This window comes from Methylobacterium sp. J-070 (assembly GCF_022829385.1).
Taxonomy (GTDB): Bacteria; Pseudomonadota; Alphaproteobacteria; order Rhizobiales; family Beijerinckiaceae; genus Methylobacterium.
The window spans coordinates 24,367-51,260 of the sequence record NZ_JAKSXX010000038.1 but is presented as its reverse complement, the minus strand read 5'-3'; the positions used below and the strand labels follow the sequence as shown (position 1 = coordinate 51,260).

Annotated in this window: 28 protein-coding genes and 3 pseudogenes; 13 read left to right on the top strand and 18 right to left on the bottom strand. The window is 66.7% G+C overall.

Going from position 1 to position 26,894, the window contains the following annotated elements; all coding sequences use genetic code 11:
* Positions 1 to 97: 97 nt before the first annotated feature.
* From MKL01_RS01815 to MKL01_RS01800, 4 genes are all read left to right on the top strand, one after another.
* On the top strand, positions 98 to 1,549 hold the full coding sequence (locus MKL01_RS01815) for an aldehyde dehydrogenase family protein (protein WP_243903523.1): 1,452 nt from the start codon (positions 98 to 100) through the stop codon (positions 1,547 to 1,549).
* 322 nt (positions 1,550 to 1,871) lie between these two features.
* Positions 1,872 to 2,765, top strand: coding sequence for an alpha/beta fold hydrolase (locus tag MKL01_RS01810; protein WP_243903522.1), 894 nt, complete (start codon positions 1,872 to 1,874; stop codon positions 2,763 to 2,765).
* Between the two features lie 166 nt (positions 2,766 to 2,931).
* Positions 2,932 to 3,339: a FosX/FosE/FosI family fosfomycin resistance hydrolase gene (gene fosX, locus MKL01_RS01805; protein ID WP_243903521.1), complete on the top strand. Its 408-nt coding sequence runs from the start codon at positions 2,932 to 2,934 to the stop codon at positions 3,337 to 3,339.
* A 271-nt stretch (positions 3,340 to 3,610) separates the two neighbouring features.
* The gene (locus tag MKL01_RS01800) at positions 3,611 to 4,495 is read left to right on the top strand and encodes an oxidoreductase (RefSeq protein ID WP_243903520.1); all 885 of its coding nucleotides are present in this window, start codon (positions 3,611 to 3,613) and stop codon (positions 4,493 to 4,495) included.
* A 319-nt stretch (positions 4,496 to 4,814) separates the two neighbouring features.
* Here the strand turns inward: MKL01_RS01800 and MKL01_RS01795 are convergent.
* From MKL01_RS01795 to MKL01_RS01750, 10 genes and pseudogenes are all read right to left on the bottom strand, one after another.
* Positions 4,815 to 5,250 (bottom strand): annotated as a pseudogene (locus MKL01_RS01795) (EAL domain-containing protein); the annotation flags it as partial.
* 1 nt (position 5,251) lies between these two features.
* Positions 5,252 to 5,719 (bottom strand): annotated as a pseudogene (locus MKL01_RS01790) (putative sulfate exporter family transporter); the annotation flags it as partial.
* Positions 5,720 to 5,746: 27 nt separating this feature from the next.
* Positions 5,747 to 5,897 (bottom strand): annotated as a pseudogene (locus tag MKL01_RS01785) (cytochrome c); the annotation flags it as partial.
* A 103-nt stretch (positions 5,898 to 6,000) separates the two neighbouring features.
* The gene (locus tag MKL01_RS01780) at positions 6,001 to 7,011 is read right to left on the bottom strand and encodes an alcohol dehydrogenase catalytic domain-containing protein (protein ID WP_243903519.1); all 1,011 of its coding nucleotides are present in this window, start codon (positions 7,009 to 7,011) and stop codon (positions 6,001 to 6,003) included.
* Positions 7,012 to 7,036: 25 nt separating this feature from the next.
* Positions 7,037 to 7,804, bottom strand: coding sequence for an SDR family NAD(P)-dependent oxidoreductase (locus MKL01_RS01775; protein WP_243903518.1), 768 nt, complete (start codon positions 7,802 to 7,804; stop codon positions 7,037 to 7,039).
* Entirely contained in the window at positions 7,801 to 9,114 is a 1,314-nt protein-coding gene (hisD, locus tag MKL01_RS01770) for a histidinol dehydrogenase (protein ID WP_243903517.1), read from the bottom strand. Before hisD ends, MKL01_RS01775 begins: the two co-directional genes overlap by 4 nt.
* 122 nt (positions 9,115 to 9,236) lie before the next feature.
* Positions 9,237 to 10,343, bottom strand: coding sequence for an ABC transporter substrate-binding protein (locus tag MKL01_RS01765; RefSeq protein ID WP_243903516.1), 1,107 nt, complete (start codon positions 10,341 to 10,343; stop codon positions 9,237 to 9,239).
* Between the two features lie 32 nt (positions 10,344 to 10,375).
* The gene (locus tag MKL01_RS01760; RefSeq protein WP_243903515.1) at positions 10,376 to 11,161 is read right to left on the bottom strand and encodes an ABC transporter ATP-binding protein; all 786 of its coding nucleotides are present in this window, start codon (positions 11,159 to 11,161) and stop codon (positions 10,376 to 10,378) included.
* Positions 11,162 to 11,170: 9 nt separating this feature from the next.
* The gene (locus MKL01_RS01755) at positions 11,171 to 11,962 is read right to left on the bottom strand and encodes an ABC transporter permease (protein ID WP_243903514.1); all 792 of its coding nucleotides are present in this window, start codon (positions 11,960 to 11,962) and stop codon (positions 11,171 to 11,173) included.
* Complete coding sequence (locus MKL01_RS01750) at positions 11,959 to 12,741, bottom strand: ABC transporter permease (protein ID WP_243903513.1); 783 nt, start codon at positions 12,739 to 12,741, stop codon at positions 11,959 to 11,961. The genes MKL01_RS01755 and MKL01_RS01750 overlap by 4 nt, the downstream gene beginning before the upstream one ends.
* A gap of 235 nt (positions 12,742 to 12,976) precedes the next feature.
* Between MKL01_RS01750 and MKL01_RS01745 the strand changes: the two genes are divergently transcribed.
* Positions 12,977 to 14,032, top strand: coding sequence for a substrate-binding domain-containing protein (locus tag MKL01_RS01745; RefSeq protein WP_243903512.1), 1,056 nt, complete (start codon positions 12,977 to 12,979; stop codon positions 14,030 to 14,032).
* Between the two features lie 521 nt (positions 14,033 to 14,553).
* On the opposite strand, the gene MKL01_RS01740 is transcribed toward MKL01_RS01745, so the two are convergent.
* Complete coding sequence (locus MKL01_RS01740; RefSeq protein ID WP_243903511.1) at positions 14,554 to 14,739, bottom strand: restriction endonuclease; 186 nt, start codon at positions 14,737 to 14,739, stop codon at positions 14,554 to 14,556.
* Between MKL01_RS01740 and MKL01_RS01735 the strand changes: the two genes are divergently transcribed.
* Together MKL01_RS01735 and MKL01_RS01730 are read left to right on the top strand one after the other, a co-directional pair.
* Positions 14,726 to 14,974, top strand: a complete 249-nt coding sequence (locus tag MKL01_RS01735) for a hypothetical protein (protein WP_243903510.1) — start codon at positions 14,726 to 14,728, stop codon at positions 14,972 to 14,974. The genes MKL01_RS01740 and MKL01_RS01735 overlap by 14 nt on opposite strands.
* Before the next feature lie 384 nt (positions 14,975 to 15,358).
* A complete protein-coding gene (locus MKL01_RS01730) occupies positions 15,359 to 15,715 on the top strand; it encodes a hypothetical protein (protein WP_243903509.1) in 357 nt (118 codons plus the stop codon).
* A gap of 51 nt (positions 15,716 to 15,766) precedes the next feature.
* On the opposite strand, the gene MKL01_RS01725 is transcribed toward MKL01_RS01730, so the two are convergent.
* Positions 15,767 to 15,991, bottom strand: a complete 225-nt coding sequence (locus MKL01_RS01725; protein WP_243903508.1) for a hypothetical protein — start codon at positions 15,989 to 15,991, stop codon at positions 15,767 to 15,769.
* A 344-nt stretch (positions 15,992 to 16,335) separates the two neighbouring features.
* Here MKL01_RS01725 and MKL01_RS01720 point away from each other — a divergent pair, with 344 nt between their 5' ends.
* On the top strand, positions 16,336 to 16,710 hold the full coding sequence (locus MKL01_RS01720; RefSeq protein ID WP_243903507.1) for a hypothetical protein: 375 nt from the start codon (positions 16,336 to 16,338) through the stop codon (positions 16,708 to 16,710).
* Here the strand turns inward: MKL01_RS01720 and MKL01_RS36080 are convergent.
* Positions 16,613 to 16,882 (bottom strand): DUF6894 family protein, encoded by a 270-nt coding sequence (locus MKL01_RS36080; protein WP_409566187.1) that lies wholly within the window; start codon positions 16,880 to 16,882, stop codon positions 16,613 to 16,615. The genes MKL01_RS01720 and MKL01_RS36080 overlap by 98 nt on opposite strands.
* A 450-nt stretch (positions 16,883 to 17,332) precedes the next feature.
* On the opposite strand from MKL01_RS36080, the gene MKL01_RS01715 reads away from it, so the two are divergent.
* Positions 17,333 to 17,977 carry a hypothetical protein gene (locus tag MKL01_RS01715; protein WP_243903506.1) on the top strand — a complete coding sequence of 215 codons (645 nt, stop codon included), beginning with the start codon at positions 17,333 to 17,335 and terminating at the stop codon, positions 17,975 to 17,977.
* A gap of 188 nt (positions 17,978 to 18,165) precedes the next feature.
* Here the strand turns inward: MKL01_RS01715 and MKL01_RS01710 are convergent, their stop codons facing one another.
* The 3 genes from MKL01_RS01710 to MKL01_RS01700 all read right to left on the bottom strand — a co-directional run bounded on the left by MKL01_RS01710 (position 18,166) and on the right by MKL01_RS01700 (position 20,914).
* Positions 18,166 to 19,128 (bottom strand): dihydrodipicolinate synthase family protein, encoded by a 963-nt coding sequence (locus MKL01_RS01710; RefSeq protein ID WP_243903505.1) that lies wholly within the window; start codon positions 19,126 to 19,128, stop codon positions 18,166 to 18,168.
* A gap of 71 nt (positions 19,129 to 19,199) precedes the next feature.
* Positions 19,200 to 19,865: a glutathione S-transferase family protein gene (locus MKL01_RS01705; RefSeq protein WP_243903504.1), complete on the bottom strand. Its 666-nt coding sequence runs from the start codon at positions 19,863 to 19,865 to the stop codon at positions 19,200 to 19,202.
* A 74-nt stretch (positions 19,866 to 19,939) separates the two neighbouring features.
* Complete coding sequence (locus tag MKL01_RS01700) at positions 19,940 to 20,914, bottom strand: PDR/VanB family oxidoreductase (protein WP_243903503.1); 975 nt, start codon at positions 20,912 to 20,914, stop codon at positions 19,940 to 19,942.
* A 221-nt stretch (positions 20,915 to 21,135) separates the two neighbouring features.
* Here MKL01_RS01700 and MKL01_RS01695 point away from each other — a divergent pair, with 221 nt between their 5' ends.
* Positions 21,136 to 22,359, top strand: a complete 1,224-nt coding sequence (locus MKL01_RS01695; protein ID WP_243903502.1) for an MFS transporter — start codon at positions 21,136 to 21,138, stop codon at positions 22,357 to 22,359.
* Positions 22,360 to 22,382: 23 nt separating this feature from the next.
* Here the strand turns inward: MKL01_RS01695 and MKL01_RS01690 are convergent, their stop codons facing one another.
* Positions 22,383 to 22,967: a helix-turn-helix domain-containing protein gene (locus tag MKL01_RS01690; RefSeq protein ID WP_243903501.1), complete on the bottom strand. Its 585-nt coding sequence runs from the start codon at positions 22,965 to 22,967 to the stop codon at positions 22,383 to 22,385.
* Positions 22,968 to 23,288: 321 nt separating this feature from the next.
* Between MKL01_RS01690 and MKL01_RS01685 the strand changes: the two genes are divergently transcribed.
* Positions 23,289 to 23,756, top strand: coding sequence for an MOSC domain-containing protein (locus MKL01_RS01685; RefSeq protein WP_243903541.1), 468 nt, complete (start codon positions 23,289 to 23,291; stop codon positions 23,754 to 23,756).
* A gap of 135 nt (positions 23,757 to 23,891) precedes the next feature.
* On the opposite strand, the gene MKL01_RS01680 is transcribed toward MKL01_RS01685, so the two are convergent.
* Positions 23,892 to 24,821: a LysR substrate-binding domain-containing protein gene (locus MKL01_RS01680; protein ID WP_243903500.1), complete on the bottom strand. Its 930-nt coding sequence runs from the start codon at positions 24,819 to 24,821 to the stop codon at positions 23,892 to 23,894.
* Between the two features lie 170 nt (positions 24,822 to 24,991).
* Between MKL01_RS01680 and MKL01_RS01675 the strand changes: the two genes are divergently transcribed.
* The gene (locus MKL01_RS01675) at positions 24,992 to 26,287 is read left to right on the top strand and encodes an MFS transporter (protein WP_243903540.1); all 1,296 of its coding nucleotides are present in this window, start codon (positions 24,992 to 24,994) and stop codon (positions 26,285 to 26,287) included.
* Between the two features lie 103 nt (positions 26,288 to 26,390).
* Positions 26,391 to 26,849, top strand: a complete 459-nt coding sequence (locus tag MKL01_RS01670; protein ID WP_243903499.1) for an ester cyclase — start codon at positions 26,391 to 26,393, stop codon at positions 26,847 to 26,849.
* Positions 26,850 to 26,894 lie beyond the last annotated feature (45 nt).

The following is a 26,894-nucleotide window of genomic DNA, read 5'->3' as shown; positions in this document are numbered from 1 at the left end:
ACCGGGCGATCCAAAAGCTTACCGGTACGCTGCCGCTCGGGCGGCCGACGGCAATGCCTCGAACGTCAAGTCGCTATCAAGCCAGAAGGTCTAAACGATGAACACACCTCAACTCAACTTCAAACCGCGCGGCCTCTTCGTTGGCGGCCGATGGGTTGACCCGGCCGAGGGCAGGAGCTTCACTACGATCAATCCCTCCAACAAGGACAATCTCGGCGATGTGCCTTTCGCGACCGAGGCGGACGTCGACCGAACGGTCGCCGCAGCCAAGGATGGCTTCCGCGAATGGTCGCGCGTGACGCCGAAGGAGCGCGCGCGTTGCCTCGAACTCCTCGCCAAACGCATCGAGGAGCACGCAGATGAACTCGCCTTGATGGACGCAGTCGACTCCGGCAACGCCATCGTGGGCATGCGTGGCGACATGACGTGGACCTCGGACACGCTGCGATATTTCGCAGGTCTTATTACCGAGATCAAAGGAGATACTTCGACCCAAGGGCCACGCCACCTCAACCTCACGCGTCGCCAACCTTACGGGGTCGTGGCGAAGATCAACCCGTTCAACCATCCCTTCCGGTTCTGTGCGGAGAAGGCGGCGGCGCCGCTGGCTGCCGGCAACTGCGTAGTCATCAAGGGCTCGGAACAGGCGCCTCTCTCAAGCCTTCGCCTCGGCGAGTTGTGCGAGGGCATCTTCCCGGCTGGCGTCGTGAACGTCATCACGGGCGACGCTGTCACAGGGTCAGCCCTGGTGCGTCATCGCGACGTTCAGCGCATCGGCTTGGTCGGTTCGGTCGCGACGGGCCGCGCGATCGCGCGCGAGGCCGCTGCCGGTCTGAAGCGGGTGAGCCTGGAGCTCGGGGGCAAGAACCCGATCATCATCTTCCCCGACTCCGATCCCAAGAAGGCGGCAGCGGCGGCGATCAAGGGCATGAATATGAACCGGCAGGGTCAATCCTGCAGTTCGACCTCACGCGTGCTCGTGCATGCCTCGCTCCACGAAGCGGTCGCCGAAGAAATCGTGAAGCTCGCCGAGGCCCTCCCCATTGGCGCTCCGTGGCTGAGGGAGAACGACGTCGGCCCGATCGTATCCGAGCGGCAGTTCGACCGGATCATGGACTTCATCGAGTCGGCAAAGTCTGAGGGCGCGAAGCTCCTCACGGGCGGTGGCAGGCCGAGCAACCCGGACCTCCAGCGCGGCTTCTTCATCGCACCCACAGTTTTCGACAACGTCACGCCGAGCATGAGGATCGGCCGAGAGGAGATCTTCGGACCGGTCATGTCGATCATGCCGTGGGGCGATTACGAGGACATGCTCGCCACGGCAAACGGGCTCGAATACGGCTTGACCGCCGCGATCGTCACCAACGACCTCGCAAAGGCTATGGAGACCGCCGAGCGGATCGAAGCAGGCTACGTTTGGATCAACTCGACGGGTCGCTACCTGGGCTCGCCTTACGGAGGATGGAAGCAGAGCGGTCTTGGCGAGGAAGAATGCTTCGACGAGATGCTCAGCTACACCCAGACCAAGAACATCAACATGCGCTGGTGAACTCGATCTGGCGAGCCGGCGGGGAGCGAATCGACCCGAACGGCTGGCCTCCACATCGAAGGCCTAGTCAGCCGCTCGTCACGTCGACGCTCCCGGCTTTTCCGTCACGGAGGCAGGCGCCGGATTTCGCCGCCTTCGTGCCCGGTCGACATCCGCACAAGCCGAACGGGGAACCCGAGAGCCCGCGCAACGAACGTCGGCACCGCATTCGTCGGGAGGGCCGCCCCGCCGACGACGGCGCGGATGACGGCCGCGGTCCGCCCGTCCACGAGATTGAGCGAGCCGCGGTCGTACGTTGCCGCCCCACCAGGGAAACGAGACCATGCAACTGAGGATGTGCCGAACCGCGGAATTGGAGATCGCATACGAGGAGTCGGGACCGCCGCACGGTTTCCCCGTGGTTTTCCTTCATGGGTTCCCGGACGATCCGCGCACTTGGGACGGAATCGTCGAGCGGCTCGCGGGAACGGGCATCCGGACCATAGCGCCTTACCTGCGCGGCTACGGCCACACTCGTTTTCTCGAGGGTAATGCCGACCATAGCGGTCAACAGGCGGCCTTGGGCAAGGACTTGCTCGACCTCATCGACGCCCTCGGCATAGAGCAAGCAGGTCTGGTCGGATACGATTGGGGCGGGCGTGCCGCCTGCATCGCGGCCGCGCTGTGGCCGGAGCGCGTCCGTTGGCTAGTCTCCATCGGCGGATACCACATCCAAGACATCGCAAGCGCGCACCGGCCCGCCCATCCCAAGCAGGAATTCCGATTTTGGTATCAATGGTACTTCGGAACAGAGCGCGGCGCACAGGGATTGACCGAAAACCGGCATGAACTCTGTAAATTGCTATGGCAACTCTGGTCGCCCAATTTGCGCTTCACCGACGATCAATACATCGAAACGAGTCGATCTTTCGACAATATCCATTTCGTTGACGTTGTGCTTCACTGTTATAGGCATCGATACCGATTGGCACCCGGAAGCGATAAGTTCGCTTCGATCGAGCGAAAGCTGGCCGAACGTCCAAGGATAGCGGTGCCGAGTATCGTCCTGCACGGGGGCACTGACGGTTGCAAGCCGCCGGACGACTCCAAGGCGCATGACGCGTACTTCACCGGTCCCTACGAGCGTCGGATCATCGACGCAGCCGGGCACATATTGTCGCGAGAGGATCCTGCCGCGGTGACGGCCGCCATTTTGGAGTTGATCGGCCGATCGTGAAGGCCCGTCCTTCCGGATCGCCTTCGGCAAATCGAACGATCCTGCCAACCGCGCAACATCAATGCCCTCGACGATGAACCGGTCGACGCTCGGTCCCGGTGATCGCATTCACTGCTGTCGTCCCTGTTGTGATCGGAACGAAGCAAGCCCGGATAGGAAATGCGGCATGATACGAGGACTCAGCCACATCACCTTCATCGTACGCGATCTCGATCGAATGGAGACCGTTCTGACATCGATCCTCGGCGCGAAGAGAGTTTACGACAGCGGCGATCAAATTTTCTCGCTGTCGAAGGAACGTTTCTTCACCGCGGGAGGTCTTTGGCTCGCGATCATGGAGGGCGACGGGCAGCAAGATCGCACTTACAACCACGTCGCGTTCAAGATCGAAGAAGGTGACTACGATGCACATCTCGCACGTGTCGTCGAGCTCGGATTGGATGTGAAGCCAAGCCGTCCTCGCGTCGAAGGCGAGGGTAGGTCCATCTACTTCTTCGATCACGACAACCATCTGTTCGAGCTCCACACCGGAACGCTGGACGAGCGCCTGGATCGTTATGGGCTCGGGCGCTGATCGCGGGCGGGAAAGTGTTTGCCGCCGCCCATCTCTTAGGGACGGGAAGAGCCGCAGACAGCGTCGGGCGGCCGCGTGACGGGCTCATGGAGCTGGGCCAGGGGCTTGGTTGAGAACGTCGAAGATTGCGACGTCGGGCTCGCCTCCGGCGATGGGTCCGAGGCTCGATCGTGAGCGGCGACGGGGCATCGGATGGCGTTCCGAAGGTCGACGACATCGGTAGATGTAATGAGCTTTCGGAGCGGGATCTCTCACGCAAGGATTGATGTCCATGAAATTCAAAGTTGCCGTTGTCGGTCCCGGAGCGATCGGCACGACCATCGCCGCAGCCCTGCACGAGGCGGGGCGGACGCCGTTTCTCTGCGGTCGCACGGCTCGCGAGTGCCTGGTCTTGAACGCAGACGAGGGCTCCGTCCGAGTTCCGGGTCCGATCGAGGTTGATCCGGATCGCGCGGAAGGTCCTGTCGACCTAGTCTTTCTCGCAGTGAAGGCGACCCAGGTTGAGGCGGCCGCGCCGTGGCTGGCCGCGCTCTGCCATGAGCACACGGTCGTCTGCGTCTTGCAGAACGGCGTCGAGCAGGTCCCGTCTGTCGCACCCCACGTTCCGGGCAGCTCCATACTCCCTTCCGTCGTATGGTTCCCGGCTGAGAACCAGCCCGACGGTTCCGTCCGGCTGCGCGCCAAGGCCCGTTTGACCTTGCCGGATGAGGCGTCGTCCCAACTCGTCCTCGAGATGCTGTCAGGTTCGCGGTGCTCGGTCGAACTGACCTCGGACTTCACGTCCGTCGCTTGGCGCAAGCTTCTCCAGAACGCGGCCGCCGGCCTGATGGTCCTAGCCGGACGCCGGTCCGGCATGTTCCATCGCGCGGACATCGCGGAGCTGACCTTGCGATACATGCGGGAGTGTCTCGAAGTCGCCCGGGCCGAGGGCGCACTCCTGGGAGACGAGGTGCCGCAGGAGATTGTCGATCGTTTCCAGGCCAGTCCGGTCGACATGGGAACTTCCATACTCGCCGATCGGACTGCCGATCGCCCCCTCGAGTGGAAAACGCGGAACGCGATCATCCTCAACCGCGGCCAAGCACACTTCATCCCGACGCCCATCAGCGCCGTGGTGGTTCCACTATTGGCAGCCGCCAGCGACGGGCCGGGCTGAACCCGGCGGAGCCCTCACCCGGACATGGCCAGCCTTGGATGTTTTTTGCCGGGATAGTTCGAACGGTGGTTCGCTCGGTTCCGTACGGCTGATCGCGGGTTGGCGGCCGATCGCGATACACCGAACCGGCTGTGCGGCTGGCCGAGAGCATCGGCGCGCGGCTTCGTGCCGAACTTGGAACGCCTGCTCGTCTGCTTGTGCATCGCGCCTGCTCAGAAGCGGCCCTTCCGCTTACGGCCACAACCTGCCTGCTAGGCACATCTATACTCAGCTCGCATGATGCCGTCCGCGCCCAAGAAAACTGTGGTTTGCCGCAGCTCTAGGTTGCTTTGATCGGCTGGATCTCCCCCGGTCGAGCGCCATGCGTGTGCTGAGTAAAGCTGCCGATCGCGGCGGGGCGACCAATCAGATAACCCTGCGCCTCGTGGCAGCTCTCCTCAGCTAGGAAGCGGAGCTCCGCCTGCGTCTCAACGCCCTCGGCGAGAACGGGCATGCCCAAGCCGCGGCTGAGGCCGAGCACAGATCGTACGATCGCCGCCGTCTGCTCGTTGCTGTCAACAGCCCGGATGAACGAACCATCGATCTTGATCTTGTCGAACGGTTACGCGCAGGTTCGAAAACGAGGAGTAGCCGGTCCCAAAATTGTCCATGGCGGTGCGCAACCCGAGTGCCTTCAACTGTCGCAGGGTCGACTGCGCCCGGGTTGGATCACGAATTAGGGCCGTCTCGGTGATCTCGATCTCCAAGCGGTCCGGTCGCGTTGCCGGAGGTGATCAGCAGCGCCATGCGCACCGGCAGGCCGAGGATGCGGCAGAGGGCGCAGCTCGCCAGGATGGTCAGCGCCACCGCCCCGACGATGCCGGCCAGCAGCGCCGGGCCCGAGGCGACGATGGCCCCGAGGCTGACCGAGGCGCCGAGCAGGGTGACGGCCACCTCCAGCACCTGCTTGGCCGAGAAGGCGATCCCGGCCTTGAAGCGCGCGCCCAGAACCCAGGCGGTGCGCAGGGCCGTGCCGAGCAGGATGGCGAGCACCAGCGCCTCGACGTAGGGATGGCCGGTCAGGTGCTCCTCGCCGGCCTGCAGCGCCTGCGCCACGACGGTGAGGCCCAGGCACAGGAGCAGGCCCGGCAGCAGCGAGGCGGCCGCCCTGGCCCAGGCGGATGCCCGCCGCGACCCGGTCGGCGCGGCCCCGGACCGGTCCGGCACGGCGGTTCTGGCGATCAACGCGCGGCCTCCTGCCCAGTCTCGGCGCTAGTAGGCCGCGCCGAGATAGGCGGCGATGGCCTTCCTTGGCCTGCTGCTCGGCGATCGGCGCCCAGTAGACCTTGATCATCTTGGTCACCTCCGCATCCCAGAAGACCTGACCCTTCTTCGGTGGCTGCATGGCGACGTAGTCGGCCGAGTCGGGGACGGGCTATAACCGCACGAGGATCGCGTTCGCCGATGGACGCTGCAGTGGTGGCGCCGAATTCGGGTACGACGCTCCGTTCGTGCGACGAATATGGTCAAGCCGGAGCGTCCGGACGAAGGATGAGCTTCGGCGCAGCGACGCGGCTTGCATCCATGTCGGCGAAGGCAACCGCGCCCGCGACGAGAGGGCGCTCCTCGACCCAATCGAGGGGACCCAGCCTGCCATCCGCGAGGGCCTCAACCACGTCGCGGAACTCCTGCATCGTGTAGCAGTAGCTGCCCGAGACCACGATTTCCTGAAGCGTGATCTTGCGAACGTCCAGCCCCCGCTCGCCGGGCAGAAGCCCGATGTGCACGATGACCGCCCCCGGCCGGGCAAGCTGGCTCGCCTTGACCCGCGTCGCGTCGCTGCCGACGGCATCGAGTATCAGGTCGGCGCTGTCGGGCCCCGGACCCTCGGCATCGTCGGGCGCTCGGCAGCGGGCCGTCGGGAGGCCGCGCGCGGCTTCGGTGCGTCGCTCGGGATTCGGCTCGATGATGACGACCTCGCCCGCACCCTGCATGGCCAGGACCAGACCCGACCCGAAACCGATCGCGCCGCCGCCCAGCACCACGCAACGCGCCCCCGCCAGAGGGCGGCCGAGAAGTCGCGCCCCCTGGTTGACGGCGTGGTAGGCGACGGCGAGCGGCTCGGCGAGGGCTGCGTGCGTGGTCGACAGCGCGTCCGGGATCGGTACGAGGCTCTTCTCGGGGACGCAGACGTACTCCGCAAAGGCCCCTGGGCGCGGGGGCATCGAGAGGATCTGCCGGCTCGGACACAGGTGCGTGCGCCCGGATTCGCAGCACGGGCAGTGTCCGCAGGTGACCAGCGGATTCACCGCCACGCGCGCGCCGGCCCGCGGCCCCTCCGCGACCCGTCCGGCGGCCTCGTGGCCGAGGATCAGCAGGGCGGGGCGCCGGGCATCGTGACCGTGATAGGCGTGCATGTCCGAACCGCAGATGCCGACCGCCTCGACCTGCACCAGCACCTCGCCGGGCCCCGGCACGGGAACCGGCACGTCGTCGACAATGAGCGCGTTCGGCCCGGTGTAGATCAGCGCTTTCATTGCGGGACCTCGGACAGACGGGCGTTCATTTGGCGGTGAATCCCCCGTCGACCGGCAGCGTCTGCCCGGTGACGTAGGCTGAAGCCTCGGAGGCGAGGAAGACCGCCGCGCCATAGAGGTCGGTGAGCTCGCCGTTGCGGCCGCAGGCCGTCTGGGCGGCATTGCGGGCCGCGCGCTCGGAATCGGCGAACACCGCCTGCGTCAGAGGCGTCGGGAAGAAGCCTGGCGCAATCGCGTTGCAGGTCACGCCGCGCACCGACCACGCTTCCGCGATGGCGCGGGTGAGCTGCACCACAGCCCCCTTGGCGGCCCCGTAGGGTGCGGAGTCCGGAAAGGCCCGGTAGGATTGCAGGGAGGCGACGTTGATGACGCGCCCGAAGCCCCGGGCCGCCATGCCCGGCGCGAGGGCCTGGGTCAGCAGGAAGGGTGCGCGCACGTGCAGAGCCATGTGCCGGTCGAAGGCCTCGGCCGTCACGGCCGCAAAGGGCTGGCGCAGGTTCATCCCCGCGGCGTTCACGAGGATGTCGACCGGCCGGCCGCCGAGCCGCGCGACGAGGTCGGCGACCGCGGCGGGCTCCGCGAGATCGGCGGGCAGCACCTCGCTGACGATCGCCTCCGACCGCAGGTCCTCGGCCGCCGCCGCGAGGTCGGCCTCGCGGCGGGCGGTCAGGATCAGCCCGGCCCCGGCAAGGCCCAGCGCGCGGGCCAGCGCCAGCCCGAGCCCGGAATTGCCCCCCGTCACCAGAGCCGTCCGCCCGGTCAGGTCGAACAGGCGCGTCAGGCGGAAGGTCATGCGGTCACCGCCTCGCCGAGATCGAGGCCATGGCCGGGGAAATACTTCGCGAGCCGGTGGTCGGCCGTGCGGGCATGGGCCTCCATGCCCTCCAGGCGAGAAATCCGGGCCGTGGCCTGGGCGATGGTCTTGCAGGCCTCCCGGTCCATGCGCTGCCACGTCAGCGGCCGCAGGAACTTGTGCACGGACAGCCCGGCGGAATACCGGGCGGCGTACTTGGTCGGGAGGATGTGGTTCGGGCCGGAGGTCTTGTCGCCGAAGGCGACCGTGGTCTCCTCGCCGAGGAACAGCGAACCGTAATTGCTGAGCTGCGCGAGCCACCAGTCGAGGTCGGCGGCGTGGACTTCCAGGTGCTCGCTCGCGTAGCGGTCGGAGACGGCGACGATCTCCTCCCGGCTCCCGCACACCACCACCTCGCCGTAGTCGCGCCACGCGGCGGCGGCGGCGTCCCGCGCCGTGGGTGGCAAGGCTTCGATCAGCGCCGGCATCCGCGCGATCACGTCGTCTGCGAGGGCACGTGAGGTGGTGAACAGCCAAGCCGGGCTCTCGTGCCCGTGCTCGGCCTGGCCGACGAGGTCCGAGGCCACGAGCGCCGGGTCGGCGGTCTCGTCGGCGATGATTCCCACCTCGGAGGGACCCGCGAAGACGTCGATCCCGACGCGGCCGAACAGCATCCGCTTGGCCTCGGCCACGTACTTGTTGCCCGGCCCGACGATGATGTCGGCGGGCTTTCCGGTGAACAGCCCGAAGGCCATCGCGGCGATCGCCTGGACGCCGCCCAACGTCATAATCACGTCGGCGCCGGCCACCTGCATCGCGTAGAGCACGTAGGGGTGAATGCCCTCGCCGCGGAAGGGCGTCGAGCAGGCCACGACGGTCGGGACGCCCGCCGCCTTGGCGGTCGCCACCGACATGTAGGCCGAGGCGATGTGGGCGTAGCGCCCGGTGGGTACGTAGCACCCCGCGACGTTGCAGGGGACGAGCTTCTGGCCGGTGACGAGGCCCGGCACCAGCTCGACCGAGAAGTCCTGCACGCTGTCGCGCTGGGCCTCGGCGAAGCGCCGCACCTGCCCCGCCGCGAAGGCGATGTCCTCTTTGACGCGCTCGGGGATGTCCTTCGTGCGCCGGGCGGTCTCCTCGGGGGTTACGACGATCTCGCCGGTCCAGCGATCGAGGGAACGGGCATAGTCCCGTACCGCCTCCTCGCCCCTCGCCTCGATGGCGGCGAGCATCTCCGTCACGACCTGCCGCGCCGCGTCGGTCTCGGTCTCGGGCGTCTTGGTCGCCCGCTTCGCGTAGTCGATCGTCATGATCCCTGCCTCTTCCGGATAGTGCGAATGAATGCAGACGGCGCCACTCGGGAGAGCGAAGTCCCGGCCCGCCCGGGCGCCGGGCGGCGCCCTTGACGGCGCTGCGAGGCGACCGGCCGCACTCAGTGAGGGGCTGCGGCCGTATCGAACTCCGTGGCGAAGGCCCGGAGCTTCGGATCGGCTGCGACGCGCTTCATGAAGGCGTCGTCGATGTATCCCTTGGCATCGGGCGCCTGCGCGATGGTGCCGACCTCGGCCATGAACGTGCCGATCCGCGAGAACCAGCCGTCGACCTGCGAGGGGCCGTCCGCGCGCGCCATGGCCTTGAGCTGCGCGTCGAGGGCGTAGGTCGGGCGCAGCGCGAATTCCTGGTCGATAGCGTGGTCGGACGCCTCGACGCCGCCCTCGGCATAGAAGCGCTTGGCCATGTCGTGCGCTTCCTTGGGATTCGCCTTGGCCCAGCCCCAGCCCCGGAGATAGACCGCGAGGAACTTGGCGACCGCGTCCGGATGCGCCTTGGCGAAGTCGGCGCGGGTGATCAGGGCGCCGGGCACCATGGCGTCGGCGTCGGCCCCGCTGCACAGAACCTGCGCGCTGGCCTTCTCCTCCAGCGTGTAGGTGTTCGGAGCCCAGACGCCGACCACCTCGCCCGCGTCGGCGATCATCGCCGAGATGATCTGCGCCTGTCCGAGGTTGACGAAGCGCATCTCGCGCGGGCCGAGGCCCCACTTCCGGAGGCAGGCGCGAGCGGCGTAATCGGCGGTGGAGTTGGTGGTGACGAGAAGTTTCTGTCCGGCGAGCTGCTTGGGATCCTTGAGGATCGCATCGTGCCGTGCGGCGCGCACCATCAGCGCGTTGGTCTTCGATTCGTCGTTGGTGAGGCCGATCGTCAGCAGGCCGAAGCGCGCCGCGCCGAGGATCGCCGGCACGGAACCGGTCCCGCCGACGTCCCAGGATCCCGCCTGCGCGGCAGCGACCTGGGGCGCGCCGGCCGGGAAGACGGCGAAGGTTGGCTCGAGGCCAACCTCCTTCCACCAATTCTTCTGCGTGGCGATGTAGAAGGGCAGCGCCCAGTAGAGCGACGGCTGATAGGACACGCCGATCCGCTCAGGTTCCGCAGCCTTCACCCGCAGGGGCGGCGCGACCACCGGCGCCAGCGCGAGGGCGCCGGCCAGGAGCCATGCCCGCAGCCGGCCGCGCGGGCACCCGTTCCCTCGAATCTCGGCCATGTCGCCTCTCCCTCGGATCGCGGACCGTACGGTCATCGGCCGGCCGCCTTTTCTTCACGCAGCGATTTCCAGATGTGCGTCCGCAGATGGACGAACGATTCGAGGTCCATCACGTCCTCGATGCGGGTGTGCTCCTCCCAGCGTTCCGCTTCGCGGACCGCCTTGACGTCGATCATCTCCTTGATGCGCCCCGGGCGCTTGGTCATGACCGCGACCCGGTCGGCGAGGTAGACGGCCTCCTCGACGCCGTGGGTGATGAACAGGACGGTGCGCGGGTTCTTGCGCGCGAGGCGGACGAGTTCCTCCTGCATCACCACGCGGGTCTGCGCGTCGAGGGCGCCGAAGGGCTCGTCCATTAGGAGCACTTCGGGCTCGAGGACGTAGGCGCGGGCGATGGCGACGCGCTGCTGCATGCCGCCGGAGAGCTGGTGCGGGTAGGCGTCGGCGTGGCTCGAGAGGCCGATCATGTCGATCGCCGCGGCGACGCGCTCCTGGCGCTCGGCGGAGGGCATGCCCTTGTTGCGAAGCCCGAACCCGATGTTCTGCGCCACGGTCTTCCACGGGAACAGCGCGAACTGCTGGAACACCACGGCGCGGTCGGGACCCGGCTCGGTGACCGGCTGTCCGCCGACGGTGATCCGGCCGCCGGTCGGGGCTTCGAACCCGGCCGCAAGGCGCAGGCAGGTCGTCTTGCCGCAACCCGAGGCGCCGACGATGGCCACGAACTCGCGGTCGGCCACCGTGAGGTCGACGCCGTCGAGCGCCTTGACGTTGCTCCCGAAGCTCTTCTCGACCCGCTCGAATCGGATTGCGCTCATCGGATCACCTCAAGCCTGTCCGTGATGCCGGCGGAGGCGGGTCTCGAGCGAGCGCAACGCGACGTCGATGACCACGCCGACGAGGCCGATCGCGACCATTCCGACCATCACGGTCGCGGTCGAGACGGCCCCCTGGGCCTGCACCATCATGTAGCCGACCCCCGTCGAGGCTACGATCAGCTCGGCGCCGACCAGGGATTGCCACCCCAGGCCCGCGCTGATGCGCAGGCCGGCGACGATCGAGGGCAGGGCGGCCGGAAGGAGCACCTCGGCGATCATCCGGTAGCCCGGCGTTCCGAGCATTTCGGCGGCTTCCAGCAGGCGCGCGTCGATGTAGCGGGCGCCGCGATAGGCGTTGATCAGGCAGGGCGGAAAGGCGCCCGCGAAGATGATCAGGATCGGGCCGCCGATCCCGGTGCCGAACCAGAGGGCGGCGAAGGGAACCCAGGCGATCGGCGCGATGAAGCGCAGCCCGTCGAAGATCGGCGTGACGATGTCGTCGAGGAGGTGCGACCAGCCCATCGTCAAGCCGAGCGGCACACCGACCGCGGCGGCGAGCAGGTAACCGGCCAGGAACCGCTGCAGGCTGGAGGCGACGTGGGCGGGGAGCGTGCCCCCCGCGAACGGCCGCTCGGTCAGGGTCGCGAAGCGCTCCGCCACGGCAACCGGTCCCGGAAGGAACAGCGGCGAGACGAGGCCGGACCGGGCGAGGAACGCCCAGAAGCCGAGGAAGGCCAGGGTGCCGATGGCGCCGAGGGCCAGGCTGCGGTGCAGCGGCAGGGGCTGGCGGGAGGCGATCATGCCGCCCCCCGCAGCTGCGCCCAGCCGATCGCCCGGCGCTCGGCCATCCCCAGCAGCGCGGTGCTGCCGGCACCGAGCACGCCGACGGCGGCCATGCCGACGAGGATCATGCCCGGATAGAGGTCCTGCTGCGCGACGTTCAGGACGTAGCCGAGCCCCGCAAGCGAGCCGACGAGCTCGGCCGCGACCAAGGTGGTCCAGCTCGCCTGGAGCGCCAGCCGCAACCCCGTGAAGATCATCGGCGCCGCCGCCGGGGCCAGAACGTCCAGGACGAAGCGCAGCCGCGGCGTGCCGAGCATCTGCGCCGCCTCGAGGATGTGCGGCGGCACGCCACGCACCCCGACCTGGGTGCTGATCACCGCCGGTGGCAGCGCCGCGATGACGATCACCATCACCTTGGCCCCGTCGCCCAGGCCAAGCCACAGGATGGCGAGCGGGATCCAGGCGAGCGGCGGGATCGGGCGCAGCAGCAGGAAGACAGGATTGATGAGGGCTTCGGCCGTGCGGTTCCAGCCCATCAGCAGGCCGAGGGGAACGCCGAGCGCCACCGAGACGACAAAGCCCAGGGCCACGAGCCGGAGCGAGTGCAGGACGTGGACGAGGAGCGTCGTATCCGGGTATCCCCGGACGAAGGCTTGGACCGCCGCCGTCTCCACGTCGACCGGCGCGGGAAAGCGCCCCGCCGAGATCAGGCCGAGGCCGGTGGTCGCGACGTACCAGAAGACGGCGATGACGACGAGCGTCGCCATGCCGACGCACATGCGGCGGCTGAACTTCACGGCGTTTCCTCGCGCTGCGGTGGCCGTCTTGTCGCGACGCACCGCATAAACATTCAATGAATGCGCTTTCATTGTGCGCTTCACCGCAGCCTTGTCAACCATCGAATCCAAACGTTGCCTGACGGCTTCGGCACGCCGCTGTCCTTTTCAGCTCGTGGTCCGCTGCGGCGGTTGCGTTTTCCTGAATGCGCATTCATCACTCCGACGGTCGGGATCCGGCCCAGAGTGACTTGCCGTGAAACGTCAGCAGCGCGCGACATTGCAGGCGGTTGCCCAGCGAGCGGGCGTGTCGCCGGCGACCGCCTCGCGTGCGATGGCCGGCGCCGCGATCGTCCACCCGGACACGATCCGCCGGGTGCGCGCGGCGGCCGAATCCCTCGGCTACCTGCCCGGCGGCCCGGCCCAGGCCCTTGCATCCGGGCGGACGCACACGATCGGCGCCATCATCCCGACGCTCGATCACTCGATCTTCGCCCGCGCGGTCCAGGCGCTGCAGACGACCCTGGCCCGTAACGGCTATCAGCTCCTGATCGCGGCGCACGAATACGCGGCCGCGGAGGAGGCTGCACTCGTCCGGTCCATGCTCGGTCGCGGGGTCGACGCCCTGATGTTGGTCGGCGCGGACCACCTGCCCGAAACCTGGGCTCTCGTCACCGAGGCCCCGATCCCGGTGGTGCTGACGTGGTCCTTCGATGACCGGCTCGACTCGATCGGCTTCGACAACGCGGAGGCGGGCTATCTAGCGGCCCGGCACCTGCTTTCCAAAGGTCACCGCCGCTTCGGCATGGTCTCAGGCTTCACCCAGGCCAACGACCGTGCGCGCCTTCGCATCGACGGCGTGCGGCGGGCTCTCGCGGCGGAGGGGCTGGACCTCTCGAACGCTCGGGTATCGCAGCAGCCCTTCACTCTCGCCGGCGGCCGGGCCGGCCTCCTGCAACTCTTAGGGCTGGCTGAGCCGCCGACGGCCGTGGTGTGCGGCAATGACCTCCTTGCCGTCGGCGTGCTTCTCGAGGCCGAACAGCGCGGCTTGGACGTTCCCCGCGATCTGTCGGTCGTCGGGATCGACAATCTTGAGATCGCAAGCCACATCGCGCCGTCCCTGACGACGATCCATCTTCCGACTGCGGAGCTTGGACGGGAGGTCGCCGAGCATCTTCTAGCCCGCCTACGCGGGGAAGCGCGCGCGCGTCGGACAGAGATGCCGATCGAATTGATCGAGCGTCGTTCGTCTGGACCGCTACTGATGCCCACCGGTCAGCCGGTCGCGAGGCATCAGCACGGCGTCAAATAATCTACCCGAATGGACCAAGTAACTGTCATCGAATGTTGTCGAGTGCGCAGTCGTGATGATGCAACAGGTAAGTAATATTGGATAACTCAAGCTTTACCTCAATACCAACGAAGAAGTGATAATTATATTTGCACCGAAAATAATGGATCCGATCAGAGATAAGCAGCTCATCGCGCGGTTGAGATCTGCCCTCGGCTGCGCCCGGACACATCTAAACGAACCGGCTCAGGCAAAGTTGGGAAGCGAGAGTCTTGTCAGCTTTTCCAGTTTCTTTCTCCGAAGCGGGCAGACGGCTTGCGGCCAGAACCGGTCCTGGAGTTGGGGCGAGTTGGCCGCAAGTGGACCTTCTGGACCCCAAAGCAGCGAACTCAGCGGCAGAGCGCGACCGCGACTCGGCCTTCAGAGCTCGGCCACGATCACCGGTAGGACTTCACCCGGCGGGCAGTCCCGCATCCGCGTCAATCGGGGTTTTGGGGGCGGCAGATCGAGTTTCGCCGCGCCACCTGACCTGACGCATGGCCTCAGCCCTCGAAGGCCTCCTCGTCGAGGCGCTTGGCGGTGAGCGTCTCCTCGACTTGGTAGCCGACGCTGCGGCAGATTATTGAATGGGCGCGCTGCGGGCCATCGATCAGCACGATGCGCTTGCTGGGCATCCCCGCCGTCTCGCGCGCTGAGGCCGAGGACGAGGAGGAGGTGACGAACACCATCGTCACCTTTCCGAAGGGTCGCGCTCCGGGCCACGGATCCGAGCAAACCATCATCGTCACGATAACCGATCGGGACGGCTCGACGCTCGTCGCGATCCCAATCGTTCCGCCAGAGGCCGATGCCGTGATGGTGCTGACCGACCCGGTCGAAATCGCATTTGCCCGAGCTGCACTTCAGCTGCTCGACGCTTCCGGTCTCGATCCAGAAATGGGAGCAGATTACACGCCGACCTGATCCTGGGTTCCAAGTGCTGCCCTCGCGCAGCGTAACTGAGCTGGTGTCCCCCAGCACAACGATCTGCAAAGCTTGAGCATAGATCTTCCTCGACGACGGCACCGGCCGCCCATTCAGTGGAGATCGATATGACCCTCTATCCCGCCTCGTCCTTCTCAGCGGTGCCGTCGTTCCTGCTGGCGCCCTACTCATTGGCCTGTATGTAGCCCTCGTCAGCCTCGCGCTACCGATGCACTTCGCCGGAAAGCCCGAATTGCGGCCGATAAGTCAGCTGCAGCTGCTCAGATGAAAGGTCGCTTTCTAACGCCCTACTGTAGGCTGTTTTTAGACCTTGCCGGCGCTCGTTACTGCGCTGCACAAGTGTGTGGTAACTAGAGATCCGCCGTGCGCTACCAAACCCTCGTTGCTGTCGCCTTCGTTGTCAGTGCGCACCCCGCACCCGCTCGTGCTCAGACTCAGGAGGAGCAGGCCCTGACCCTACTTCGGGCCTCCAGCGCGCAGTCGGCCATCATCACGTTCTGCGGCAAGCACTACGCGATCGACGGCACGACCGCGCTAAGAATTTCACAGACCGCGCGAGATGTAGCAACCAAAGTGCTTGGCCAGGAACGAGCTAACGCCGCCTTCAAGGACGAGCTGGCGCGGCGCTACGCTGAGGTGAAGGAGGTCGGGGAGCAGGAGTGGTGCACCGAACAGCGCGAGGAACTCTCGCAGGGTGAAGTCCGGATCTTCAAGGACTGAGGCGCGCATCACTGCCCGCCGCTTGCCGTCCTTCTTGAAGGTGGCCCGTGATCAGCCGGCGCCGTGGCCGCCCTTGGAGTTGTCGGGCTTGGGAACGTCGGGCCGTTTGTCGTAGCCGCCGCTCTCGGGCCCCTCACGGGCATCGGACTTAGGGCTACCTGGGGAGTGCGGGCCGCTGCCGCCGACTTCCGACGTCACGTTCTTGTTCTCCCGCTTCGGTGGAGCAGGCGGTACCGTCTCGAAGGCTTCGCGCGCTTCGTCCACGTCCTGACCCATGCCGGCCTCCTCGATGTTGTGGAAGGCCAAGGCATAGTGACGTTGTGGGTTCCGTATGTACCGGGCGGGGGGGGACAGTCTCCGCCAGCGCCATTGGCATCGGCACCAGCGTCAAGGAGCCAGTCGGGCAAGATGGGAACGACCTCCCCGGCAAGCTCGCCGGCGGTTTTGCGGGCCCTGTCCACCTTCGCCTCCGGGTATTCACCGCGCACCTTGGCGAATAGCTCACGCGCCAACCGGTCGAGTTCCTCCTCCGGCAGCTGGGGTGTGTCCGGATCGGGCATCGGGGCGAGAGCGGATCCATACAATCCGGATTGTCGTTTCCCTCGAAAATACCGGAGGAAATGCCGATGCTGAGTGGCTGCTGGCTCTACGAAACCCCTCAGGGGGTGTTCCGCATCGAGTGGACCCGGATGGGTGCGCGAGGTTGTTTCGCCGTCATTTTCGAGCAGGAACTTCTCGGCTGCTACGATACCGCCAGCGCCGCTTTGACCGCACTGGTAGCGGGCGAGACGCAGAAGCCTCGCTGCGGGCTAGACATCCAGCGTTTGGCGCTGCCGCAGTCGGTGGTGAGCTGGACCTTCTGTCCAGAAACCGACGACGCCGACAGGCCACAGTCTCTCAGGCGAGCACTGGCGCGCCAGGCCGCCTTGGCGAAGCGCGAGGGCGGCGCTTCCGCGCTGCCGGAGCAGTCTTCTCATCCGGAAGCAAGTCCGTAAACGGCACGGTGAAGAGCAGGTGGTGGTCCGCATCCGCTACGGCGAAACGGTAGCTCTTCAGCTGCGGGTTGCGGTTGCAGTCGCCTGCTGCGGTGAAGCCTGCGCCATGGCGCGCGAGTGCCAGCGCAGCGGTGTCATCGGAGCAATCGAGCCCCTGATAGTCCAGGCACACCACCCCTCGCGGGGATTGAACGTCGAAGAAGTAGTGCGGCACGGGTTTCCTCCGCGCCCCCTTCGTTGATCGGCGTTGCCGTTATCTGTTCTTGTTAGAGGTAATGTCGCACCCTTCGCTCCGCGTGTCACGAGCGGTGAGCAGGCCCAAAACCGCACTGACACCATCGCGCAAGGCAATGTCTGGGACTCACCGTTGCGGCGTCGGCTAGCAGCGTCGGGCACCGCGCCAGTGTTGAACTCACCTTGACAAATAGGAATATAATCTGCTAATTACACGTTGGGCCGCCGCATCGTGGCCTTCATCGAGGGCCGCCATGAGGCACCCACCACCCACGCTGATGCCGGACCGCCGAGGTCGATCAACCGGCCTTCTGCACCGGCCTCAGCCATCTGCAACCATCCCGAGGGGGTCTCATCCGAGGCCCCCTTCGCATTTCTGGAGCATGCTATGACCGCAGCCACCGCTACGAAGTCGAAGGGTGCACTCACTCCCGCTGAAAGTCCGCTCGCCAAGCCGACGCCAGCCCTCGTCGTGTTTGGCGCCGACAAAGGCGGCAAGCCCCATGCCGCCTGGTTCGCTACTCCCGACGTGAGCTTAGCCACGAAGGCCGCCGAGACCATCGGCTTCCGCGTCCTTGTGCTGTGTGATGACGGTCAACGATCGGCCGCCGCTGAACTGCCGCAGGGCCGGGTGTTCAGCTCGGGGCGAGCCTACGTGCCGTTCGTCGCCAAGGAGGTCTACGAGCGCCTTCTAGCCCTCGCGGGCGGACCTATGGATGCAAACGCGACCACAATCAGGTTGGCCGCTCAAAGCCCTGGGAAGCCCGCTGACGGCAACGACGGCTGCTTCGGCGGATCAGGCCCGGCCGATCCCCGCTACCCGCGTAGCTGGGCCGGCATCGCGATCGGCAGCTTGGTGCTGATCACCGAGGGCGAAGAGGACGGCTGGTACGAGGCGGTCGTCGTCGCCTCGAAGCCGGGCGGCGAATTCACGCTGCAGTGGCGCGACTGGCCGGATCTACCGATGCAGATGCGTCGGCGCGATGAGATGGCGCTGCTACACCCGAACGCCGCTGCGGCGGCCGAAGCCTGATCTAACGCGAATGTACATACTGGTCGGCAAGGCCCCAAGCTTTGCCGGCCGCCGACAACGGTGCTCAGGGCGGATTGAGGAAGTTGAGGCGCTGCCCGCAAGCAGAAATTCTGCAAAGCGCCCAATGCAGACATCCATACACTTTGGACCGTCAATCGAAAGCGGACGTGTCAGGACGACCTATGCCGTCAGCGTAGATATCCCGATCGTATCGTCTCGATATGCTCTGAGATGATGCGATCGGCGGTCTCCAACAGATGGATGGGCAACGGCAAGCCGCTGATCGTCTCGGGCGGCTCGACATTTCGCCACCCGGCGCTCCCGTATGCGAGGATGTGGTCGGCGGCACGGTTCGCGTTGGAGAATGCGTTGCCGAACGGTACCGTAGCGGCGTCCGCGAACAGCCTGTCGATGTCTGGGCCGAGTCGTCGTGAGATATCCGCGGCGTGCGCGGATCTGCCGTCGGCGTGCGCCCGCAGGATGTCGCGGAGGGGCGCGGCGAAGGCGTTCCCCGTGCTCAGCAGCCAGCCGTGATAGCGGCCCTGCGGGCGGAGGTGCGCAGCGTACGACCCCTCGGCACCTCGCACGAGCAGCAGATCCCCGTAATCGTCGTCTGCTAGCGCGACGAGATCAGCGCCACTGCTGTCCTTGAACATCGCGACGTTGCGATGGCGCGCCAGCGCCGAGACCGTCTTTGGCTCCAAGGAGCAACCGGTGACCTGAGGCAACTGGTACAGCGAGACCGGCCAGGGCGAGGCGTCGATCACCGCCATGAAGTGCCGCACGATGCCGGCTTGATCGATGTCGCCGTCGACCGGCGGGCATACGGCCACCCCCACGATCCGGGCCGCGATCGCCGTCCGTCCGAGGAAGGCCGTCACCTGGTCCAGCCGGGCAAGGACACGTTCGGTCGAGGGCTGTAGCAGACCGATCAGCACCTCCACCTGCGATGAGAAGGCTTCCGCGTCACGCAGGACTTCCAGGGCCTCGTCGAAGCCCCTCGCGTCGAGATCCCAGCCGTCCCCGGTGGAACCGGCGACAAGGACGCTCCGGACATGTGGCTGAAGGGATCGCATGTGCATCCCCATCCGGTCCGGATCGACCGAGCCGCCGCGGTAATGCGTGAGGATGGGTACCCAGAGCTGGTCCATGAGGATGCTTTCCCTCGTCTCGTGCGACGCCGAGTGAGATGCCGCGGCCGGGGTGGTTCCGGTCGCCGCTGCTAGCCGAGCCCGGCCTTCGGACCGTGCAGGGCGATCCCCTCCCGGGCCATCGCCCGCTGAACGGCACCGGCATCCGCCATGCGTTCGGTGAAATGCCATAGCCCCGGATAGCGGTCGGTCGGGCGATCGAGGCGAAGCCCCCAGCGGCCGAGGACGAACAGGTACATGTCCGCCACCGTGGGACTGTCGCCGATCAGGTAGCCCGTCCCGCGAATCTCCCGCGCGAGGCGCTCGAACAGCCCACCGATCCGGGTCTCGCACATCCGCTGCACCGCGGCGCGGCCCTCGTCCGTGTCGGCGAAGCGCTCCGAACGCCAGAGCATCTGGAACGCGGTATGGCCGGCCGTCACCATCGCGGACAGGAGCATGTGCAGCCGGTCACGGTCGGCCCCGCCCGCCGGTGGCGCCAGACCGGCCGCCGGGATCGCATCCGCGATATGCAGCAGGACCGCGACGCTCTCGACGATCAGCCCACCAGACGCGGTGACCAGGGCGGGAACCGTGCCCAGCGGATTCACCGCGGCGTACTCGGGATCGTGGTTGCGGCCCCGCTGGAGCACGACGACCTCCCAGGGGGGCGTCGCTGTAGGGGCGCGCTCCGCCGCCGCCTCCAGCGCGATGTGGCTCGCGAGCGAGCAGGCTCCCGGCAACACGTAGAGTCGCATCCGGTCCATCTCCGTCGTGGCCGGTCGCTGCCCGGCGACATGGGGTGTCAGCGCCGTGCGTCGGCGCGGTGCGATCACAGGTCGAGCAACAGGCGCTCGCCGGCGCAGCCGGAGACGCAGGGAGTCATGTAGTCCCGCCGCTCGGCGGCACTGAGCACGACGTCCCGGTGATCCACCCGACCGCTCAGGTAGCGGGTCCTGCAACTGCCGCAGGTCCCCGCTTCGCACGACACGTCGATCTCTGCCCCGTGCCGCAGCAGCGCACGCGCGATCGACTGGCCGGCGGGGACGGCGATCGTCAGCCCGCTCCTGGCGAGCTCGACGGTCGCGTCCGCGCTCCCGGCCGGAACGGTGGGTTCGGCTTGGAAGCGCTCGAAATGGACGCGATCCTCAGGCCAGGTCGCCGTGGCCCGCCGGACCGCATCCATCAACGAGCTCGGCCCGCAGCAGTACACGTGGACGTCGGGCCCCCTTCCATCGAGGAGGCCGCCGACGTCGAGCCCGGCCGATGGCTCGCCGCCGTCGAAATGAAGGGTCGCGACACCGGCAGCCTCCAGCTCGCGTAACCGCCGCAGGTAGGGCATGTGCTCGGGCGAGCCGGCGCAGGCGTGGAGATGAAACGCGCGTCCGGCCCGGTTGAGGACGTCGACCATCGGCAGGAACGGCGTGAGGCCGATGCCGCCGGCGATGAGGAGATGGTGGTCGGCCTCGGCCGCCAGGGGGAAGTTGTTGCGCGGCAGCGAGACATGGAGTGTGTCGCCGACCCGGACGACCTCGTGGATCCACGCCGAGCCACCCCGACCGTCGTCCTGACGCAGGACCGCGAGGCGATAGCGGCCTGAGATCACCGGGTCGCCGCACAGCGAGTACGGCCGGGTCTTTCCCTCCGGCAGGTGGACGCTCACGTGCGCACCCGCGTCGAAGGGCGGGAGGTCCCATCCGTCCGGGTCCGCGAGTTCGAGTTCCACGACCCGAGCAGTCAGCATCCGACGCGCGACCACCGTCACCGTGACTTGACCGAAGAGGTTTCTCGGCGAGCGAAAGTCCATCTCCGCGCTGCTCCAAACCGAATGCGACCCACCCGACGCCCCCTTGACGCCGAAAGTAACTTCCGATCCTGTAGACAACAAGTTGCCCAATGGCAATCTCGTTGCCTATCATTTCGGCGGATGATCTTGAGGAGGCCCATTCAATGAGCACGGCGACCACGATCGAAACTATCGAACCGCGGGTTGTGCAAACCTCTGCGGCAACCATCGGATTCGCGACGATGATCGGGACCACCATCGAATGGTACGACTTCTTCATCTTCGGAACGGCGAGCGCCTTGGTCTTCAACAAGCTGTTCTTCTCATCACTCGACCCCGTCGCCGGCATGCTCGCGGCGTTCTCGACCTTCGCCGCCGGTCTCTTTGCCCGTCCTCTCGGGGCCCTGTTCTTCGGTCACTTCGGCGACAGGATCGGGCGCAAGAGGATGCTCGTCCTGAGCCTCCTGCTTATGGGCATCCCGACCACGATCATCGGATTGCTGCCGACCTACGAGCAGGTCGGCCTGTCGGCCGTCGTCGCCCTGGTCTTCCTGCGCATCTGCCAGGGTGTCGCTCTCGGCGGCGAATGGGGTGGGGCCGTGCTGATGGCGGTCGAGCACGCGCCGAAGGGACGCCGCGGCCTCTTCGGCAGCCTGCCCCAGGCTGGATGTCCGCTCGCGCTGATCCTGTCGAGCGCAGTCTTCGCCTGGGTGAGTTCACTGCCGGGGGATGCGTTCCTGTCGTGGGGCTGGCGGCTCCCGTTCCTAGCCAGCGCGCTGCTCATCGTCGTCGGCGTCTTCGTGAGGCGACGCGTCGGCGAGTCCCCGGATTTCGCCCGCGTCGAGCAGGCCGGCGAGACGGTGCGGGTGCCCGTCGCGGAGATCGGCAGCCGCCATCTGACGACTGTCCTGCTCGGCGTCGGCGCGAAGCTCGGAGAGATCACGATGTTTTGGCTGATGGCCGTCTTCGCGCTCTCCTACGCGACCGGGACCCTCGGCCTGCCGCGGGGCGACATCCTCCGGTGGATCACGGTAGGGGCGGTCGTCATGCTCGTGCTGATGCCGCTCTGCGGGAGCCTCGCCGACCGGGTCGGGAGACGCGCGCTGTTCGCGGCCGGCAACGTCGTGCTCCTGATCTGCGCCGTTCCGCTCTTCATGGTGATCGGCGGCGGAGATGCGATCTTGGTCGGCCTCTCGATCGCGTTCTCCCTCGGCGTCCTGTACCCGGTGATGTACGCGCCCGAGGCTAGCCTGTTCTCGATGCTCTTCCCCGCGAAGGTGCGCTACACCGGCCTCTCGCTCAGTGCGAACGTCGGGGGAGCGATCGGCGGGGGCGTCGCGCCGCTGGCGGCGACGTGGCTCCTGTCCGCGACGGGGAGCATCGCCGCGGTGGGGGCCTACCTCGCGGTCGCGGCAGCGGTATCCCTGGCCTGTACCTGGGCGATGCGGCCGGTCGAGGAGGCCTGATCGGCGGCCGAGCTCCGGGCCGTTTAGCTTTGGGCGATGACGATCAGCACGATCGCCGTCGCTCCGGTACGCCGGACGTGGTGCGCGAGGTGGCCGGGGAACTGGATGTAGTCCCCCGCCGCCAATTCCACGGTCCGGTCCGCGAAGGCGATCGCGACGTGCCCGTCGACGACGTAGATCGCCTCCGTGCCCGCGTGCTGCGCGCGATCGTCCGCCTCGAAGTCGCTCGACGGATGCATGAGGTACGACTCGACCCGGGACGCGAGCGCGCCCTCGGACAGGGGGGTGAGGGCGTATCGCCCGGAGCCGGCGGGCTCGTGCAACGGACTCCGATCGACCGAGCGGGCGACGTGGATGTCGTCGTCGTCCACGGTCTCGCCGAAGAGCATACCGGTCGGGACATCCATCGCCTGCGCGAGCTTCAGGGCGGTCGAGATGGAGGGCACCTTCTCACCGTTCTCGATGCGGGACAGGTAGCCCTTGTTCAGCCCTGTAGCCGCCGAGAGCTGCTCCAGCGTGAGCTCGCGCCGCCGTCGTAGGGCCTTTACGCGGTTGCCCAGGCCCTCCGCCGTCCGCGCTGAGGCACGGGCGTTCTTCGTGTCTGCCATGCGTCCTCGGCGCTAGCGCCACCCGAGCCGACGGCTTGAGATTCCGCCACACCGGCGGCATCCGATAAACCATGGCCCAGGAGATTGTCCATCGGGCAACATGTTGCCTGTGGACCCACTCAACGATTAAGATACGGGAGATGTCGATCTCGACCGCGACCGGACGTTGTGGCGGCGTTCAATCGGCACGGCACTTTGGGGACGGGCCGGGGTATGGGCGTTCAGAACGAGAGCATCATCGAGGCTACCAAGCCTCATTCTGACGGCGACGCGACGACCGCATTAAGGTCCGACGATGCAGATCGCCGGAGCGAGGTCGGGATGGGATGGCACGGACGGGTGGCGCACCTGCACCTGGGTCCGCGGGCGTTCCTCCCCATGCAGGCGATGGCCGCGATCTCTCTTGTCGCCGGCTATGGCATTGAGGGCGACCGCTACGCGGTCGGCAGCGGGTTCTACTCGAACAAGCCCGAGGAGGGACGCCAAGTGACGTTCTTCGAAGAGGAAACCCTAGAAGCCTTGTGGCGCGACCACGGCGTCGAACTCTCGCCCGCGGACCATCGCCGGAACATCACGACGCGTGGCGTGCCCCTCAACCATCTCGTCGGTCGCCGCTTCCGCATCGGCTCCGTCGTCGTCGAGGCTACGCGTCTGAGTGTCCCGTGTCGTCACATCGAGAAGATAACGGGCAAAGAGATCTTCAATCTGATCCTCAACCGATCCGGCCTCAACGCGCGGATCCTCGTCGGCGGGATCGTGCGGACAGGCGATCCGGTCGTTTCGCTCTGACCGCCTGTCTACAGGGGTGGCAGGATCGGGCGTGAGACGGAGGCCGCCGGCGCCCGTCTCACGCTAGTAGCACGGGCCCCGCCGCAGGGTCGCGCGGTGAGATCGCCGGTCGACATCAAACCTCGAAACAACACTCTACTCGCTCGGCTGTCCGGCGGGATCGCTCATCAGTATCGCCTGATCGCGGCGCATAATCTCGTTGATGAAGGTGATGGCAGCGCGGATGCGGGGTACGTTCTGCAGATCGGCGTGCACGACGAGCCACCAGTCGCGGACGAGGTTGACCTCGCTGGGCATCACCCTGACCAAGCCCCCGCGCCGCCGCGCCATGAACGTCGGGAGCATGGCCAGACCCGCCCCTTCGATGGCCGCCTCGTACTGCGCGACGAGGCTCGTGCAGGCAAAACGGGACCTAGGCTCGGCGATGACGTCGGGCAGCCAGCGCACGTGGGGGACTGAGATCAGCTCTTCGACGTAGGTGACGAACTCATGCGATCGGAGGTCCGCCAGGACCGACGGCACGCCAGCGTGCTCGAGATAGCCCGGCGATCCGTACAGCCCGACGCTGAAGTGCCCTGCCCGGCGCACGATGAGGCGTCCTCGCTGCGGCCGGACCATGTTCAGTGAAATGTCGGCCTCCCGCTCGGACAGGTTGAGGATCGTCTGGGACGCGACCAGTTGGATCGACAGCCTCGGGTGGCGTCGAATGAACTCGCTCAGGCGCGGAGCGAGGAAGTAGCTCCCGAAACCCTCCATCGTTGAGACGCGTACGACGCCAACCAGATCGCGCGACGCGTCCGTGGCATCGCGGGAGATGGCCTTGCTGAGCTCCTCCATCCGCGAGACGATGGCGAAGATGCGATCACCGTCCCCACTGAGCTGCGCGGACCGGCCCGACCGCACGAAGAGAGTTAGGCCGATCGCATCCTCCAGCGACGCGATGCGCCTCCGGACCGTGGTGGCATCGACGTGCAGCGCCTCTGCGGCTCGGGCTGCGCTGCCGCCGCGGGCGACCTCGAGGAAGGTGTGCAGATCCGTCCAGTCGAAGTCGGTGAGGAGGCCCATTATCGTCAGCTGCTCAGGACATATGCAGATTGCCCGAAGCTGCAAATCTGCATTGATCAAAAGCAAAAATCTACGTTTTCAAGCGTTTTTGCCTCGCTCATTCTCTACCCCGTACTCGGACGTCGGCCCCTCCATGGTCACCGTCCCGACGACGGAGGGTGACGATGCGGATGTGGTGGCAGGATCTCACTCAGCGTGAACGGCGGACGATGACGGCCTGCTTCGGGGGCTGGGCGCTCGATGCCTTCGACGTGCAGATCTACTCGTTCGTGATCCCGACGCTAATCGCGACGTGGGGTATGACGCAGGTCCAGGCCGGTTATGTCGGGACTGTGGCGCTCGTGTTCTCCGCGATGGGGGGATGGATCGCCGGCGCCCTCAGCGACCGGTTCGGCCGGGTGCGGACCCTGCAGATCACTGTCGTCTGGTTCGCGGTCTTCACGTTCCTGAGTGGGTTCGCGACCGACTACTGGCACCTCCTCGTTCTGCGTAGCCTGCAGGGCCTGGGCTTCGGCGGGGAGTGGGCGGCTGGCGCGGTCCTGATCTCGGAAGTAATCCGGCCGACGTTCCGCGGCCGGGCCGCAGGCACAGTCCACAGCGGCTTCGCGGTCGGGTGGGCGGGGGCCGCCCTCCTGTTCACGTTGCTCTTCTCAATCCTACCGCAAGAGCAGGCGTGGCGGGTCATGTTCTGGATCGGCGTTCTGCCAGCCCTGCTCGTCATCTTCATCCGGCGCTACGTGACCGAGTCGGAGGTCTTCGAGGCCGTGGCCCGTGCGCGGTCAGCGACTGACCGTCGGCCTGGGATGCGACAGGTCGTGCGTATCTTCCACCGCGACCTGCTGCGGACCACGGTGCTGTCGTCCCTCTTCGCCGTCGGCCTCCAGGGCGGCTACTACGCGGTAGTCACGTGGCTGCCGACCTACTTGAAGACACAGAAGGGTCTGTCCGTCCTTGGCACCGGGTCATACCTCGCGGTGATCATCTTCGGTGCTTTCTGCGGCTTCCTGGCAGGTGCCCACCTCGCCGACTGGATCGGACGCCGTCGCACGTTCCTGCTGTTTGCCGTTCTGTCGACAATCGTCGTGTGCCTTTACACTCTCGCGCCGATCGACAACGCGCTGATGCTCGTCCTCGGCTTCCCGCTGGGCTTCTGCGCGAACGCGATGTTCGCCCCAACTGGCGCGTACTTCGCCGAGCTTTTCCCGACCGAGGTGCGCGGTACCGGGCAGGGCTTCTGCTACAACGTCGGCCGCGGAATCGGCGCCCTCTTCCCGGCGTTTGTCGGCCTGCTGAGTACGACGCTGCCTCTCGGCACGGCGATCGGACTCTACACGGCTGGGGCGTACGGTCTCGCCATCCTCGCCCTGCTGTTCCTGCCCGAGACCCGTGGCCGTGACATCACGCAGGCGACGCCCTCGGCGAGGGACGAGCTGCCGCCGCTGCCTGCAGCAGCCCCGAGCGCCTGACACGGCACCGTCGACCTCGCGCGCCGTAGCCCAGCGCGTGCCCCCTTCCGACACTGAGAGACGAACGCCTATGATTGCCGCCCCTCACGGCCTGGAGCCACCGATGCCGATCGACCGCGCGGCGCTGAGCCCGCAGAAGGAGGTCGTGCGCAAATTCTACAAGGACATGTGGGACCACGCCGACGTTCGGCTGATCCCCGAGATCTTCCACGCCGACTTCACCTTCCGTGGTTCCCTGGGTCCGGTCCTGGTTGGACATGCCCAGTTCGCCGAATACGTGCGTTGGGTGACAGACTCCCTGGAGCACTACACCTCGGACATCCTCGGCCTCGTCGAGGAAGGCGATCAAGTCACCGGCAAGCTGCGGTTTCATGGCATTCACCGCAAGCCGCTGTTCGGCCAGCCGCCGACCGGCCGCCACGTCTGGTGGTACGGTGCGCCAGTCTTCACCTTCGCGCTGGGCAAGGTCCGGGACCTGTGGGTGCTAGGCGACATTCACGGTCTGATTGGGCGCATCGAGAGCGGGGCGGTCGAGCGTCCTGAGTTCAATCTCGCATCCTAGCGCGGGTGGCGTCACACCCGACACCGTACGGTTGACGCCAGGATC

Coding starts and splice junctions, on each gene's coding strand:
- MKL01_RS01815 (WP_243903523.1), top strand. CDS start 98: ATGAACACACCTCAACTCAACTTCAAACCGCGCGGCCTCTTCGTTGGC.
- MKL01_RS01810 (WP_243903522.1), top strand. CDS start 1,872: ATGCAACTGAGGATGTGCCGAACCGCGGAATTGGAGATCGCATACGAG.
- fosX (WP_243903521.1), top strand. CDS start 2,932: ATGATACGAGGACTCAGCCACATCACCTTCATCGTACGCGATCTCGAT.
- MKL01_RS01800 (WP_243903520.1), top strand. CDS start 3,611: ATGAAATTCAAAGTTGCCGTTGTCGGTCCCGGAGCGATCGGCACGACC.
- MKL01_RS01780 (WP_243903519.1), bottom strand. CDS start 7,011: ATGAAAGCGCTGATCTACACCGGGCCGAACGCGCTCATTGTCGACGAC.
- MKL01_RS01775 (WP_243903518.1), bottom strand. CDS start 7,804: ATGACCTTCCGCCTGACGCGCCTGTTCGACCTGACCGGGCGGACGGCT.
- hisD (WP_243903517.1), bottom strand. CDS start 9,114: ATGACGATCGACTACGCGAAGCGGGCGACCAAGACGCCCGAGACCGAG.
- MKL01_RS01765 (WP_243903516.1), bottom strand. CDS start 10,343: ATGGCCGAGATTCGAGGGAACGGGTGCCCGCGCGGCCGGCTGCGGGCA.
- MKL01_RS01760 (WP_243903515.1), bottom strand. CDS start 11,161: ATGAGCGCAATCCGATTCGAGCGGGTCGAGAAGAGCTTCGGGAGCAAC.
- MKL01_RS01755 (WP_243903514.1), bottom strand. CDS start 11,962: ATGATCGCCTCCCGCCAGCCCCTGCCGCTGCACCGCAGCCTGGCCCTC.
- MKL01_RS01740 (WP_243903511.1), bottom strand. CDS start 14,739: ATGGTGTTCGTCACCTCCTCCTCGTCCTCGGCCTCAGCGCGCGAGACG.
- MKL01_RS01725 (WP_243903508.1), bottom strand. CDS start 15,991: ATGGGTCAGGACGTGGACGAAGCGCGCGAAGCCTTCGAGACGGTACCG.
- MKL01_RS01720 (WP_243903507.1), top strand. CDS start 16,336: ATGCCGATGCTGAGTGGCTGCTGGCTCTACGAAACCCCTCAGGGGGTG.
- MKL01_RS01715 (WP_243903506.1), top strand. CDS start 17,333: ATGACCGCAGCCACCGCTACGAAGTCGAAGGGTGCACTCACTCCCGCT.
- MKL01_RS01710 (WP_243903505.1), bottom strand. CDS start 19,128: ATGGACCAGCTCTGGGTACCCATCCTCACGCATTACCGCGGCGGCTCG.
- MKL01_RS01705 (WP_243903504.1), bottom strand. CDS start 19,865: ATGCGACTCTACGTGTTGCCGGGAGCCTGCTCGCTCGCGAGCCACATC.
- MKL01_RS01700 (WP_243903503.1), bottom strand. CDS start 20,914: ATGGACTTTCGCTCGCCGAGAAACCTCTTCGGTCAAGTCACGGTGACG.
- MKL01_RS01695 (WP_243903502.1), top strand. CDS start 21,136: ATGATCGGGACCACCATCGAATGGTACGACTTCTTCATCTTCGGAACG.
- MKL01_RS01690 (WP_243903501.1), bottom strand. CDS start 22,967: ATGGCAGACACGAAGAACGCCCGTGCCTCAGCGCGGACGGCGGAGGGC.
- MKL01_RS01685 (WP_243903541.1), top strand. CDS start 23,289: ATGGGATGGCACGGACGGGTGGCGCACCTGCACCTGGGTCCGCGGGCG.
- MKL01_RS01680 (WP_243903500.1), bottom strand. CDS start 24,821: ATGGGCCTCCTCACCGACTTCGACTGGACGGATCTGCACACCTTCCTC.
- MKL01_RS01675 (WP_243903540.1), top strand. CDS start 24,992: ATGTGGTGGCAGGATCTCACTCAGCGTGAACGGCGGACGATGACGGCC.
- MKL01_RS01670 (WP_243903499.1), top strand. CDS start 26,391: ATGCCGATCGACCGCGCGGCGCTGAGCCCGCAGAAGGAGGTCGTGCGC.